The organism is Gordonia pseudamarae (assembly GCF_025273675.1).
GTDB classification, from domain to species: domain Bacteria; phylum Actinomycetota; class Actinomycetes; order Mycobacteriales; family Mycobacteriaceae; genus Gordonia; species Gordonia pseudamarae.
Genome location: NZ_CP045809.1, coordinates 3,979,450 through 3,991,437, shown reverse-complemented (window position 1 = coordinate 3,991,437; position 11,988 = coordinate 3,979,450). Strand labels below are relative to the sequence as shown.

16 protein-coding genes are annotated in these 11,988 nt (G+C 65.4%); 13 read left to right on the top strand and 3 right to left on the bottom strand.

Annotation, left to right across the window (positions count from 1 at the left end; all coding sequences use genetic code 11):
- Positions 1 to 136: 136 nt before the first annotated feature.
- Positions 137 to 835 carry a GntR family transcriptional regulator gene (locus GII31_RS17340; RefSeq protein WP_213244615.1) on the bottom strand — a complete coding sequence of 233 codons (699 nt, stop codon included), beginning with the start codon at positions 833 to 835 and terminating at the stop codon, positions 137 to 139.
- Positions 836 to 1,198: 363 nt separating this feature from the next.
- Between GII31_RS17340 and GII31_RS17335 the strand changes: the two genes are divergently transcribed.
- From GII31_RS17335 to rpsQ, 13 genes are all read left to right on the top strand, one after another.
- A complete protein-coding gene (locus tag GII31_RS17335) occupies positions 1,199 to 1,636 on the top strand; it encodes a MarR family winged helix-turn-helix transcriptional regulator (RefSeq protein WP_213244614.1) in 438 nt (145 codons plus the stop codon).
- A gap of 88 nt (positions 1,637 to 1,724) precedes the next feature.
- Positions 1,725 to 3,365, top strand: a complete 1,641-nt coding sequence (locus GII31_RS17330; RefSeq protein ID WP_213244613.1) for an MDR family MFS transporter — start codon at positions 1,725 to 1,727, stop codon at positions 3,363 to 3,365.
- Positions 3,366 to 3,912: 547 nt separating this feature from the next.
- A complete protein-coding gene (gene rpsJ, locus GII31_RS17325) occupies positions 3,913 to 4,218 on the top strand; it encodes a 30S ribosomal protein S10 (protein ID WP_003938093.1) in 306 nt (101 codons plus the stop codon).
- Positions 4,219 to 4,237: 19 nt separating this feature from the next.
- The gene (gene rplC / locus GII31_RS17320) at positions 4,238 to 4,891 is read left to right on the top strand and encodes a 50S ribosomal protein L3 (protein ID WP_213244612.1); all 654 of its coding nucleotides are present in this window, start codon (positions 4,238 to 4,240) and stop codon (positions 4,889 to 4,891) included.
- On the top strand, positions 4,891 to 5,571 hold the full coding sequence (rplD, locus tag GII31_RS17315; RefSeq protein WP_213244611.1) for a 50S ribosomal protein L4: 681 nt from the start codon (positions 4,891 to 4,893) through the stop codon (positions 5,569 to 5,571). Before rplC ends, rplD begins: the two co-directional genes overlap by 1 nt.
- Position 5,572: 1 nt before the next feature.
- A complete protein-coding gene (rplW, locus tag GII31_RS17310) occupies positions 5,573 to 5,878 on the top strand; it encodes a 50S ribosomal protein L23 (RefSeq protein ID WP_213244610.1) in 306 nt (101 codons plus the stop codon).
- A 32-nt stretch (positions 5,879 to 5,910) separates the two neighbouring features.
- Positions 5,911 to 6,747, top strand: a complete 837-nt coding sequence (gene rplB, locus GII31_RS17305) for a 50S ribosomal protein L2 (protein ID WP_213244609.1) — start codon at positions 5,911 to 5,913, stop codon at positions 6,745 to 6,747.
- 20 nt (positions 6,748 to 6,767) lie between these two features.
- On the top strand, positions 6,768 to 7,049 hold the full coding sequence (rpsS, locus tag GII31_RS17300; protein ID WP_005193585.1) for a 30S ribosomal protein S19: 282 nt from the start codon (positions 6,768 to 6,770) through the stop codon (positions 7,047 to 7,049).
- 2 nt (positions 7,050 to 7,051) lie between these two features.
- On the top strand, positions 7,052 to 7,462 hold the full coding sequence (gene rplV / locus GII31_RS17295) for a 50S ribosomal protein L22 (protein WP_260840073.1): 411 nt from the start codon (positions 7,052 to 7,054) through the stop codon (positions 7,460 to 7,462).
- Between the two features lie 2 nt (positions 7,463 to 7,464).
- Positions 7,465 to 8,277: a 30S ribosomal protein S3 gene (gene rpsC, locus GII31_RS17290; protein WP_213244607.1), complete on the top strand. Its 813-nt coding sequence runs from the start codon at positions 7,465 to 7,467 to the stop codon at positions 8,275 to 8,277.
- Between the two features lie 3 nt (positions 8,278 to 8,280).
- Positions 8,281 to 8,697, top strand: coding sequence for a 50S ribosomal protein L16 (rplP, locus tag GII31_RS17285; RefSeq protein ID WP_005193588.1), 417 nt, complete (start codon positions 8,281 to 8,283; stop codon positions 8,695 to 8,697).
- Positions 8,697 to 8,930, top strand: a complete 234-nt coding sequence (rpmC, locus tag GII31_RS17280) for a 50S ribosomal protein L29 (RefSeq protein ID WP_005193589.1) — start codon at positions 8,697 to 8,699, stop codon at positions 8,928 to 8,930. The genes rplP and rpmC overlap by 1 nt, the downstream gene beginning before the upstream one ends.
- A complete protein-coding gene (rpsQ, locus tag GII31_RS17275) occupies positions 8,927 to 9,217 on the top strand; it encodes a 30S ribosomal protein S17 (RefSeq protein WP_213244606.1) in 291 nt (96 codons plus the stop codon). Before rpmC ends, rpsQ begins: the two co-directional genes overlap by 4 nt.
- Positions 9,218 to 9,306: 89 nt before the next feature.
- Here rpsQ and GII31_RS17270 read toward each other — a convergent pair whose 3' ends face one another.
- Positions 9,307 to 9,900, bottom strand: coding sequence for a hypothetical protein (locus GII31_RS17270; RefSeq protein WP_213244605.1), 594 nt, complete (start codon positions 9,898 to 9,900; stop codon positions 9,307 to 9,309).
- Between the two features lie 281 nt (positions 9,901 to 10,181).
- Positions 10,182 to 11,891: a vWA domain-containing protein gene (locus GII31_RS17265; protein ID WP_213244604.1), complete on the bottom strand. Its 1,710-nt coding sequence runs from the start codon at positions 11,889 to 11,891 to the stop codon at positions 10,182 to 10,184.
- Between the last annotated feature and the right edge of the window lie 97 nt (positions 11,892 to 11,988).

Sequence of the window (11,988 nt, the reverse complement as noted above, 5' to 3'; positions counted from 1 at the left end):
TCGGCGATTACCTCGCGGATATATTTTTCGCCGCCGCCGCCGCCGCCGCTGTCCGGTCCGAAGAACGGCCGACCGGGTCTTCCGGGGCGTTCGATGCGGGCATCGACAACCGGGGACAATAAAATTGTGCGGTGACTTACCGATGATCCGGTCGAAGCGTGAGATCGGCTTCGGCCATGGCTATGGCATCGGCAAGACGCGCATGATGGCTTCTCGCGAGGGACAGCACGGTATCGGTGTCACCGGCCGCGACCGCGTCGAGCGTTCGGGCGTGGTCGTCGTTGAGGGTGTGCTGGATGTCCTCGGACACCGATCGCATCACCTGAAATGGCTCGGTGAGATTCCAGGTCGACTCGAACATGTTGAGTAGCCGCGGCATCGCGCAGGGCAAGACGAGTTGCCGGTGGAACTTGCGCGAGACATCGTGAAACGACTTGCGGTCGCGGAACTTCGTCGCGGTCAACAATTGCTCGTGATACCTGCGGGCGCGGGTCAGGTGGTCCTCGGTCATCTTTTCCACGGCGCGGGCGAGGGCGGCCTCCTCCAGCACGCCACGGACGAAGTAGATCTCGTGCAGTTCCTCCACCGACAGCAGGCTGACGTTGTAGCCGCCGTGCGGCCGATGATCGACGAGACCCTCGCCGATCAGTGTCTTGAGTGCCTCGCGCACCGGAATAGTGCTGATGGAGAACGCGTATGCGACGTCCGCCGGGGGGATCTGGGTGCCGGGTGGCACCGACCCGGACAGGATGAGGCGGCGCAGCTCCTCCAGCACGTTGGCGCGGGTGTTGCCCGAGCGTGTCTCGGCGAGTTGGGCGATGAGGTGGTTGGACACCGGGCGGGGCGGCACTCCTCACCGCCCCTGTGACATCTGCATGGGTCCGCGTGACATCGACCGGGAACCCGGCGGACGCCTCCGCGCAGTCGGTGGCATCGCCGGAGCGTGCGGCGCGGTCTGTCGAGTCACCTTGCAGAGCGTACGGCCACCGCCCGCCGTCGGCAGCGCGAACGGCGACGCGGAAGCGGACGGTCGGTGGCCGGCGGACCGGGCGGTGGTCGGATGGCCCGGTCGGCCGGGCGGTGTCGGGGTGTGGTGCGGCGCCGCGTGGGAGGAAGGTCACCCGGTCGGGCTGGGGCGGCGGGTGCGGGCAGGTGTAAAGTTACTTGTGTCAATCAACTATATAGAAAGGTTTTGCCAATGGCGCCGCGACGTGAGACCGTCGTCGAACTCGTCGACGAGATGTCGTTGCTGATACGCGCGGCACGGGCGATGGTCCAGCATTCGAGCGTCCGCCTGGACATGCCCGTTCCGTTGCTGGGCGTGTTGTGGGCGCTGTACACCCACGGCGCGCTGAGGCAGAACCAACTCGCCGAGAGGCTGTGCATCAGCGAATCGGCGCTCAGCCGGCAGATCGCGGCACTGGCCGCCGACGGGCTCGTCGAACGGACCCGGAGCGAGGAGGACGGACGCGTGAGTCTGGTGCAGATCAGCGACGTCGGCCGCGAACGGATGAAGGTCGGACTCGAACATCGCGTCGACGACTACGCGCCCAAATTCGCGGCCTGGTCGGACGAGCAGACCAGAGAGGCGCTCGACACCGTCGCCCGGCTCCGGCGCGCGATCGCCGCCGAATGACAGGACGACCCGCTCCGGCCCCACAATCGGCCGCACGGGGTCGTCAAGCAGATCTTTCAGGGATGTGAAGCAAGTAGAGGATGAGGAAATGAGTTCACCAACCGCAGCGGCGGAGGCATCGCCCACCACCGCCATGACGCACCGCGAGGTTCTGGAGGCCATGACCGGCCTGCTCGCGGGTCTGTTCACGGCCCTGCTGTCGTCGACGATCGTCGCCACAGCCCTGCCGACGATCGTCGGCGACCTCGAGGGCACACAGACCCAGTACGCCTGGGTCGTCACGGTGGCGTTGCTCGCCAACGCCGCGTCCACGCCCATCTGGGGCAAACTGTCGGATCTGTTCAACAAGAAGCTCCTGGTCCAAACCGCGCTGGTGGTCTTCGTGGTCGGCTCCGCAGTGGCCGGTGTCGCGCACAACATGGAACTGTTGCTCGTCGGCCGCGTCATCCAGGGCCTCGGCATGGGTGGTCTGACCGCGCTCGTGGTCGCCATCATCGGCTCCATCGTCGCGCCGCGCGAACGTGGCCGGTACTCGGGTTACATGGGTGCGGTGATGGCGCTGGCGATGGCCGGTGGACCCGTCCTCGGCGGCGTCATCGCCGACAGCCCGCTCGGCTGGCGCTGGTGCTTCTATGTCTGCATCCCGCTCGCGGTGATCGCCCTGGTCGTGCTGCAGCGCACGTTGCACCTGGAAACCCAGCGCAAGGAGAACGTCCGCATCGACTGGCTGGGTGCGGCCCTGATGACCGCCGGTGTCAGCATCCTGCTGATCTGGGTCTCGTTCGCCGGTAAGGACGACTACTACGACTGGATCTCCACCGAGAGCGCCCTGTACGTCATCGGCGGCGTGGCGCTGCTGGCGCTGACCGTCTTCGTCGAATCCAGGGTCAAGGACCCGATCATCCCGCTCAAGATCGTCACAGAGCGCACCACCGCCCTGGCGATCATCGCCTCGATCATGGTCGGCCTGGCACTGTTCGGTGCCATCACCTTCCTCGGGCAGTACTTCCAGACCGCCCGGCACTACAGCCCCACCGAGGCCGGTCTGCTGACCATCCCGCTGGTCGCCGGCATGCTCACCGGCACGCTCGTATCCGGTCAGATGATCACCCGGTTCGGTAAATGGAAGCCGTTCATCATCGGCGGATCCATCCTGCTGACCGGCGGGCTGCTCCTGCTGGGAACCATCGACCACGCGACGAACATCGTGCTGATCAGCGTCTACATGTTCATCATGGGTCTGGGAACCGGTTCGCTGTTGCAGAACCTGGTCCTGGCGGTGCAGAACACGGTGAGTGTCGAGGACATCGGCGCGGCCTCGTCCAACGTCGCGTTCTTCCGGACCTTCGGCGGTGCGATCGGTGTGTCGGTGCTCGGCTCGGTGCTCGCCACCCACGTCGCGGACCTGTCCAAGAGCGGGCTGGCCAAGCTGGGCGTGGACACCACCAGGCAGTCCGGCGGCGGCAGCCTCGACCTCGACGCGCTGCCCGAACCGGTGGCCGAGGTGATCCGGCACGCCTACGGCGACGCGACGGCGACGATCTTCCTGATCGGCGCGGCCTGTGCCGCGGTCGCGATCGTCGCGATCTTGTTCATCCCGAACAGGCCGTTGCGCAAGACCATCGACATCGAGACGCCGGCCGTCGCGGCCGAGGTGGTCGAGGTGGCCACGGAGATCACCGGTGCCGATACCGAAACCGACGAGCAGAGCCGCTCCACCGCCGGTTGAGAGGCGAAGCGCCCCTTCTTGCTGGTTGAGGCGTGAGGAGCGCAAGCGACGAGCCTCGAAACCCGGTGAGCCGACGATGGCATCCCACCGGGTTTCGAGGCCCATCATCGGACGGCGCCTAAGCCGACGAGGGGCACCGCGGCCGGCACCAGGGGCGCTTCGGCCGGCGAGGTGTGCCGATTTGAACCCGACAGCCCCGATGGTGCATACTTGTCGGGTTGCCTTGACCGGCGCCGTGGTGAACTGCTGCATCGGGTGAGGTGAATGACTCCCAGGCTCCCGACGCGGGATCTGGCGTGTTCCGCGTGCAACCGATCAGGTTTACGGCCACGACACGCCCGACCGCGGGTGCCGGAGCGCAACAGGTTCGTTCAAGCAACGAGCCAACGTACAACGATAGATGAACAGCGTCGATCCCCGAATCTCACGCGGGTGGTCATGTGACCGTCGGCCTTCGCGCCGATGCCCCGGTGCCGTCGTGGCAGCGGATGCGTAACGGACACGCGGTGTTTGTCTGTCGAGAACAACTGACGGAAGAGGACACAGCGTGGCGGGACAGAAGATCCGCATCAGGCTCAAGGCCTACGACCACGAGGCGATCGACGCTTCGGCGCGCAAAATCGTGGAGACCGTGACCCGTACGGGTGCACGCGTCGTCGGCCCGGTGCCGTTGCCCACCGAAAAGAATGTGTACTGCGTCATCCGTTCGCCGCACAAGTACAAGGACAGCCGCGAACACTTCGAGATGCGCACTCACAAGCGACTCATCGACATCCTCGACCCGACGCCGAAGACCGTCGACGCGCTGATGCGCATCGACCTTCCGGCCAGCGTCGACGTCAACATCCAGTAGGGCGGGGGCGAGAAAAGACATGAGCAACCAAGCCAGTACCAAAGGCATCCTGGGCACCAAGCTCGGCATGACGCAGGTTTTCGACGAGAACAACCGCGTCGTTCCGGTCACCGTCGTTCAGGCGGGCCCGAACGTCATCACCCAGCTGCGCACCGCCGAGCAGGACGGCTACACCGCCGTGCAGCTCGCCTACGGCGCCATCGACCCGCGCAAGGTCAACAAGCCTGTCGCCGGTCAGTTCGCCAAGGCCGGGGTCACCCCGCGCCGGCACCTGGCCGAGATCCGCGTCGCCGATACGGCCGAGTACAGCGTCGGCCAGGAGCTGACCGCCGAGATCTTCGCCGACGGAGCGCTGGTCGACGTGACCGGCACCTCCAAGGGCAAGGGTTTCGCCGGCGTCATGAAGCGTCACGGCTTCGCCGGTCTGGGTGCCAGCCACGGCGTTCACCGCGTGCACCGCGCTCCCGGTTCGATCGGTGGCTGCGCCACCCCCGGCCGCGTGTTCAAGGGCATGCGGATGGCCGGACGCATGGGCAACGACAAGGTGACCACGCAGAATCTGACCGTCCACAAGGTGGACGCAGAAGCGGGTCTGCTGTTGATCAAGGGCGCGATCCCCGGCCGCAAGGGCGGCATCGTGGTGATCCGCGACGCAGTGAAGGGTGGTGCGTAATGAGCACCGATCTGACCAAATCCGCAACCAAGCTGACGCTGGACGTCAAGGCCGCCGACGGCTCCGTCAACGGCACCGTCGACCTGCCGGCAGAGCTGTTCGACGCACCGGCCAACATCTCGCTGATGCACCAGGTCGTCATCGCACAGCAGGCTGCCAAGCGTCAGGGCACCCACGCGACCAAGACCCGTGGCCAGGTCAGCGGTGGCGGCGCCAAGCCGTACCGCCAGAAGGGCACCGGTCGGGCACGCCAGGGCTCCACCCGCGCACCGCAGTTCGTCGGCGGTGGCACCGTCCACGGCCCGCAGCCGCGTGACTACAGCCAGCGCACCCCCAAGAAGATGAAGGCAGCCGCCCTGCGCGGAGCCCTCTCGGACCGGGCCCGCAACGAGCGCATCCACGTAATCACCGAACTGGTCGCCGGACAGGTTCCGTCCACCAAGTCGGCGCGCACCTTCCTCGAGTCGCTCAGCGACCGCACCAAGTTCCTGGTGGTGCTGCCGCGCGAGGATCTGACCGCATGGAAGAGTGTGGCGAACCTGCAGAACGTTCTGCCGATCGCCGCGGATCAGCTCAACACCTATGACGTCCTCGATTCCGATGACGTGGTGTTCAGCGTCGAGACGCTCAACGCGTTCATCGCCGCGAACACGAAGACCGCGAAGACAGAGGAGGCGTGAGATGGCGACCATTGCCGATCCTCGCGACATCATTCTGGCGCCGGTGATCTCGGAGAAGTCCTACGGACTCATCGAGGATGACGTGTACACCTTCGTGGTGCACCCGGATGCCAACAAGACGCAGATCAAGATCGCCGTGGAGAAGATCTTCGGTGTCAAGGTGGCCGGCGTGAACACGCTGAACCGTCCGGGCAAGCGCAAGCGCACCCGCTACGGCTACGGCCGTCGCAAGGCCACCAAGCGCGCCATCGTCACGCTGGCCGAGGGCAGCAAGTCCATCGAGATCTTCGGAGGCCCGGTCAGCTGACCGGGTTTCGAAAGTAGGGACTGAATTCAACTATGGCTATTCGTAAGTACAAGCCGACAACCCCCGGTCGCCGCGGGTCCAGCGGCTCCGACTTCGCCGAGGTCACCCGTGACCACCCGGAGAAGTCGCTGGTCCGCCCGCTGCACGGCCGCGGTGGCCGTAACGCGCACGGTCGTATCACCACCCGGCACAAGGGTGGCGGCCACAAGCGCGCCTACCGAGTCATCGATTTCCGCCGCAACGACAAAGACGGCATCAACGCCAAGGTCGCTCACATCGAGTACGATCCGAACCGCACCGCGCGGATCGCGTTGCTGCACTACGTCGACGGCGAGAAGCGATACATCATCGCACCCAAGGGCCTGAACCAGGGCGCCGTCGTCGAAAGCGGACCCGGTGCCGATATCAAGCCCGGCAACAACCTGCCGCTGCGCAACATCCCCACCGGTACCCAGGTGCACGCCGTCGAGCTGCGTCCGGGCGGCGGTGCCAAGATGGCCCGCAGCGCCGGTGCCTCGATCCAGCTGCTGGGCAAGGAAGGCCCCTACGCCACGCTGCGTATGCCTTCCGGCGAAATCCGCCGTGTCGACGTGCGCTGCCGCGCCACCGTCGGCGAGGTGGGCAACGCCGAGCAGTCCAACATCAACTGGGGCAAGGCCGGCCGTATGCGGTGGAAGGGCAAGCGCCCCACCGTCCGCGGTGTGGTCATGAACCCGGTCGACCACCCGCACGGCGGTGGTGAGGGCAAGACCTCCGGTGGTCGCCACCCGGTCAGCCCCTGGGGTCAGCCTGAAGGCCGCACCCGTAAGAACAAGGCCAGCGACAAGCTGATCGTCCGGCGTCGTCGCACCGGCAAGAACAAGCGATAAGCACAGGAGGGAGTTAGAGAATGCCACGCAGCCTCAAGAAGGGCCCGTTCGTCGACGACCACCTCCTTGCGAAGGTGGACGCCCAGAACGAAAAGGGTACCAAGCAGGTCATCAAGACCTGGTCGCGCCGCTCGACCATCATCCCCGACTTCATCGGTCACACCTTCGCCGTCCACGACGGTCGCAAGCACGTGCCGGTGTTCATCTCGGACAACATGGTCGGACACAAGCTGGGCGAGTTCGCGCCCACCCGCACGTTCAAGGGTCACATCAAGGATGACCGGAAAGCGAAGCGCCGGTAACCATGAGCACACAGACTGAAAACCCGACCGCCAAGGCCACGGCGCGCTTCGTGCGTGTCACGCCGATGAAGGCCCGTCGCGTGCTGGACCTGATCCGCGGCAAGGATGTCGACGAAGCGCTCGACATCCTGCGGTTCGCCCCGCAGTCGGCGTCCGAGCCGGTGTACAAGGTGCTCGCCAGCGCCATCGCCAACGCCACCAACAACCTCGGTGTCGACCGCCGGACCCTCGTGGTCAACACGGCGTTCGCCGACGAGGGCCCGACGCTCAAGCGGTTCCAGCCGCGTGCTCAGGGTCGTGCGTTCCGTATCCGTAAGCGCACCAGCCACATCACCGTGGTCGTCGAGTCGCTGCCGGAGAAGGCGACCGCGGGCCGTGCACGTTCGCGCCAGCCGAAGAAGAAGGGAGCCTAGTAGTGGGCCAGAAAATCAACCCGCACGGCTTCCGGCTGGGTATCACCACCGACTGGAAGTCGCGGTGGTACGCCGACAAGCAGTACGCGGAGTACGTGAAAGAGGATGTCGCCATCCGCAAGCTCCTCTCGCAGGGGCTTGAGCGCGCCGGCATCGCCAAGGTGGAGATCGAGCGCACCCGTGACCGGGTTCGCGTCGACATCCACACCGCCCGTCCGGGCATCGTCATCGGCCGCCGCGGCGCCGAGGCCGACCGGATCCGCGGCGACCTGGAGAAGCTGACCGGCAAGCAGGTTCAGCTCAACATCCTCGAGGTCAAGAACGCCGAGTCCGAGGCCCAGCTCGTGGCCCAGGGTGTCGCCGAGCAGCTGAGCAACCGTGTGGCATTCCGCCGCGCGATGCGCAAGGCGATCCAGTCGGCGATGCGTCAGCCGAACGTGAAGGGCATCCGGGTCCAGTGCTCGGGTCGTCTGGGCGGCGCCGAGATGAGCCGCAGTGAGTTCTACCGCGAGGGACGCGTGCCGCTGCACACGCTGCGCGCCGACATCGACTACGGGCTCTACGAAGCCAAGACCACCTTCGGCCGCATCGGCGTGAAGGTCTGGATCTACAAGGGCGACATCGTCGGCGGCCGTCGCGAACTGGCCGCTGCTGCTCCGGCATCGGAAGACCGTCGTCCCCGCCGTCCCAGCCGTCCGCGTCGCAGCGGTTCGTCGGGCACCACGGCCACCAGCACCGAAGCGGGTCGCGCCGCCGACGCTCCGGCCGAGGTTCCCGCGAATGCCGGTGCGGCCACCGAGAATCAGGAGGGCTAGCCCATGTTGATCCCTCGCCGGGTCAAGCACCGCAAGCAGCACCACCCCAGCCTGAAGGGCCAGGCATCGGGTGGCACCAAGGTCACCTTCGGTGACTACGGTATCCAGGCGCTCGAAGGCGCCTACATCACCAACCGGCAGATCGAGTCCGCTCGTATCGCCATCAACCGGCACATCAAGCGTGGCGGCAAGGTCTGGATCAACATCTTCCCGGACCGCCCGCTCACCAAGAAGCCGGCCGAAACCCGCATGGGTTCGGGTAAGGGTTCTCCCGAGTGGTGGGTCGCCCCGGTCAAGCCGGGCCGGGTGCTGTTCGAGATGACCTACCCCAATGAGGAGATCGCTCGCGAGGCCCTGCGTCGCGCGCAGCACAAGCTCCCCATCAAGACCAGGATCGTCACCAGAGAGGAGCAGTTCTGATGGGACTGGGAGTGGCAGCCGCAGAGCTGCGTGACCTCACCGACACCGATCTGGTCGACCGTCTGAAGGAGTCGAAGGAAGAGCTGTTCAACCTTCGTTTTCAGATGGCCACCGGCCAGCTCGACAACAATCGTCGGCTGCGGACCGTGCGTCGCGAGATCGCCCGGATCTACACCGTGATGCGTGAGCGTGAACTCGGCCTCGCGGCCGGGCCGGACGGTGACGACGCATGAGTGAGGACCAGAACGTGACCGAAACCCAGGCTGAGGTCCGTAACCGCCGCAAGGAACGCATCGGTTACGTCGTCAGCGACAAGATGCAGAAGACCATCGTGGTCGAGCTGGAAGATCGCAAGAGCCACCCGCTCTACAACAAGATCATCCGGACCACCAGCAAGGTCAAGGCACACGACGAGAACGGCGATGCCGGCGTCGGTGATCGCGTGCGGATCATGGAGACCCGCCCGCTGTCGGCGACCAAGCACTGGCGTCTGGTCGAGGTGCTGGAGAAGGCCAAGTAGGCCCGATTCACAACCATATGAAAGTTGGCCCACTTCCGAAAGGAAGTGGGCCACTTTGTATTACACCCGGTATTACGCCCGGCGTGTGCTCATGGTTTCACACCCTGGTCGGCGCAGTCGAACGCACTCGTGTGGGCGTCCCACATGTAGCTGAAGCTGGAGTCGGCGATGTTGTCCGACCCGGTGGGCTGCCAACTCGAGCCGACGAATGTGTAGTAGTTCTCCTCGCGGCGCCCGCCGCCGGGTACTGCTATCCCTTCCGAGGTGGCAGCAGTCAGTACGGTCAACGCGATCTCACCGGGCTGCCGGCACCTGACGGAGTCTTGTCCACCGTGCGAGGAGCGCAAATACCAGATACCTCTCTGTTCTGCACCGGTCAGGTTCGTTCTGGGTGGTTCAGGTAGGGCGACGAGGCGGTCGCCGTCCCAGCTGATCACGGCGAACTGCTCGGCATTGCCGCTACCGTCGACGAGGTGCAGTACGAGGTCGGCGCCGTGGGCACGACTGAGCAGGAATGCGCCGCGATAGATATCGGTCGGGTCGGTATACGGCACACCTGTGACGCTGTGGGCGATGCTGTGCCGGGTGCCGTTGATCGCGACAATTGTCGTGACTCGACCTGTCGCATAGGCGATGCCGATTTGATCGGGGGTCCCGTCTCCGTCGACGTCGGTGTTCGCCACATGTGTGCAGGTGCCGGGTGCACCTGCACACGGGTCGACCACTATGGCGGTCTGTGTGGCATGAGATGGCGAGGTCGATTCACCAGGCGGAGCCGATACCGATTCCGCGGGCGGGCGCGATGCCGATCCGCCGGGCGGACGCGACGCGTTGTCGTTACCGGAGGAACTGCCGCAACCGGCTGCGGCGAACGTTGCGGTAAGGATCGTCAAGGCAGTGATCACGAAGCGGCGAGAGTGGGTCACGGGCAGGACCATTCTGTGGAAGGGGTTGAAACGCAGGGCTATTCGCCGAAGCCGACGTAGGTCACCTTGGTGACGGTGAGGGATTGGAGGGGCCTACTGCCGTCTTTGCCGTAGGTTGCCGTCCACGTGGAGCCGCGTCGGAAGGGGTCGGCATCGCCCTGCGACCAAAGGTAGGTCACGTCTGTGCCGATGCCACCGCAGCTGTACTGTCCCTTGGCGTCGGGTGCGGTCTCGTTGGTAACTGAGAATCCGCGGACGAGGCTGTAGGCGCATGTGATGCCACCTTCGAGCGTGACCCACAACGGCATATGCGGCGACATCGCCTTGGGAACCACCGTGAGCGCTTTCGATGGTGTCTTGAGGGTCAGGACCTTCCGCTCCGGATCGATTACGCACAGCAGTGCGTTGCCGTTGAACGATTTCGCACAGACGCCTTGATCAATTCCCGACGACCCCGAACACCAGTACAGGCCGTCGTCGACGACGCCCGGCACGGGGGAGTGGTCACATCCGTAGTAGCCGTGATTGTGGGTGGCGTCTTTCATCCATCCAGCGGTCGTCGAGCCTGTCTTCGTCACGGGTCGCAGTACCTCCGTGACAGGTCCGCTTGCCCCGGATTGTGGGTGAGTACCGCATGAGCACACGATGATTCGCGTCACCTTGGCGCTGTCGCCGGAGCCGTCGAAGGTGATCCGGTAGCCCGCATCGGAATTCGAATCAGCATTAAACGTGTAGGTGACGGTGTCGCCGGTCTCTCTCGCCTGGGCGGTGGGGTTGCCGTAGTAGCGCTTCACCTCGGCGAAGGTGCTGCCCACGGTGATCCCGTCTATCGTACGTCCGTGATAGGGGCGGATCTCGGTCAGCGCGCCGTCGGAGCCGAACACCCAGCCGCAGTCGCGCCAGACGATGACGGTCGTGTCGCCGTCGCGGCGCCCGCCCGCCGGAAAGTCGCTGTGCTGTTTCCGAACGTCGATAAGCTTGGTGCCCAGGGCGATACCATCCAGCGCGTCGCCGTTGATCAATGCCGTGGTGTCACCGCTGGTGGTGGCCAGCAGTCGAGCCTCCAATTGCGCGGAGTTCTGTGCGGCGACGAATAGCCCATCGCTCGCGTCGGCGATGCACCGCAGTGCTGAACTGGCGCGTCCATCGGTGCGGAATCCGACAGTCGAGATCTGCAACTGAGGGTGAGCTTTCACCAGTGTGCGAGCTACCGGGCACGGCGGGCGACCGCAGGTATCCTTCCCGTCGGAGACCAACACGATCGACGCGGGTCCCGGTGCTGTCAACAAGGCCGCGGCGCGGGTGAGTGCTTCAGCGATCGGGGTGAGCCCGCGCGGGGTGAGCCCGTTGATGGCGGCGGTGGCTGTGGTGCGGTCGACGCTGCCGAGTGGTACGAGCGTGCTGACGTCGCGACAGCCTTTGGCGTGTTCTGCCGGGGTGGTGCCGGTACCGGTTCCGTAGGTGAGGATCGCCAGCTTGGCTCCCTCGGGCAGCGCGTCGACGAGTCCACTTGCCGCCGACTTCGCCGCGTCGATGCGCTTGCCGGGAGCATCGTTGGTCAGCATCGAGTCGGAGGCGTCGACGATCAGCACGGTAGGCGCGATGGCGGTGGCTGTGGTGGTCGAGGCTGCGGAATTCGACGCAGCGGAAGCTGAGTCGGCGGGCGCGGCGGTGCCATTGCGTGAACAAGCGGCGACGCCGAGCATAAGGGCGATCGACAGTATGGCGATGATGTGGCGAGCACACATGTCCGTATTGTTCCGGTCGGACGGTGTCCGGTGATATACCCCAAACAGCTGAACTCACAGCAAAACGGGCGTTCGGGAACACTGTCCCGCGGTGAAT

Excerpts from the sequence above, each read along its gene's own strand:
- GII31_RS17335 (WP_213244614.1), top strand. The coding sequence starts at position 1,199 with ATGGCGCCGCGACGTGAGACCGTCGTCGAACTCGTCGACGAGATGTCG.
- GII31_RS17330 (WP_213244613.1), top strand. The coding sequence starts at position 1,725 with ATGAGTTCACCAACCGCAGCGGCGGAGGCATCGCCCACCACCGCCATG.
- rplC (WP_213244612.1), top strand. The coding sequence starts at position 4,238 with ATGAGCAACCAAGCCAGTACCAAAGGCATCCTGGGCACCAAGCTCGGC.
- rplD (WP_213244611.1), top strand. The coding sequence starts at position 4,891 with ATGAGCACCGATCTGACCAAATCCGCAACCAAGCTGACGCTGGACGTC.
- rplW (WP_213244610.1), top strand. The coding sequence starts at position 5,573 with ATGGCGACCATTGCCGATCCTCGCGACATCATTCTGGCGCCGGTGATC.
- rplB (WP_213244609.1), top strand. The coding sequence starts at position 5,911 with ATGGCTATTCGTAAGTACAAGCCGACAACCCCCGGTCGCCGCGGGTCC.
- rpsS (WP_005193585.1), top strand. The coding sequence starts at position 6,768 with ATGCCACGCAGCCTCAAGAAGGGCCCGTTCGTCGACGACCACCTCCTT.
- rplV (WP_260840073.1), top strand. The coding sequence starts at position 7,052 with ATGAGCACACAGACTGAAAACCCGACCGCCAAGGCCACGGCGCGCTTC.
- rplP (WP_005193588.1), top strand. The coding sequence starts at position 8,281 with ATGTTGATCCCTCGCCGGGTCAAGCACCGCAAGCAGCACCACCCCAGC.
- rpmC (WP_005193589.1), top strand. The coding sequence starts at position 8,697 with ATGGGACTGGGAGTGGCAGCCGCAGAGCTGCGTGACCTCACCGACACC.
- rpsQ (WP_213244606.1), top strand. The coding sequence starts at position 8,927 with ATGAGTGAGGACCAGAACGTGACCGAAACCCAGGCTGAGGTCCGTAAC.
- GII31_RS17265 (WP_213244604.1), bottom strand. The coding sequence starts at position 11,891 with ATGTGTGCTCGCCACATCATCGCCATACTGTCGATCGCCCTTATGCTC.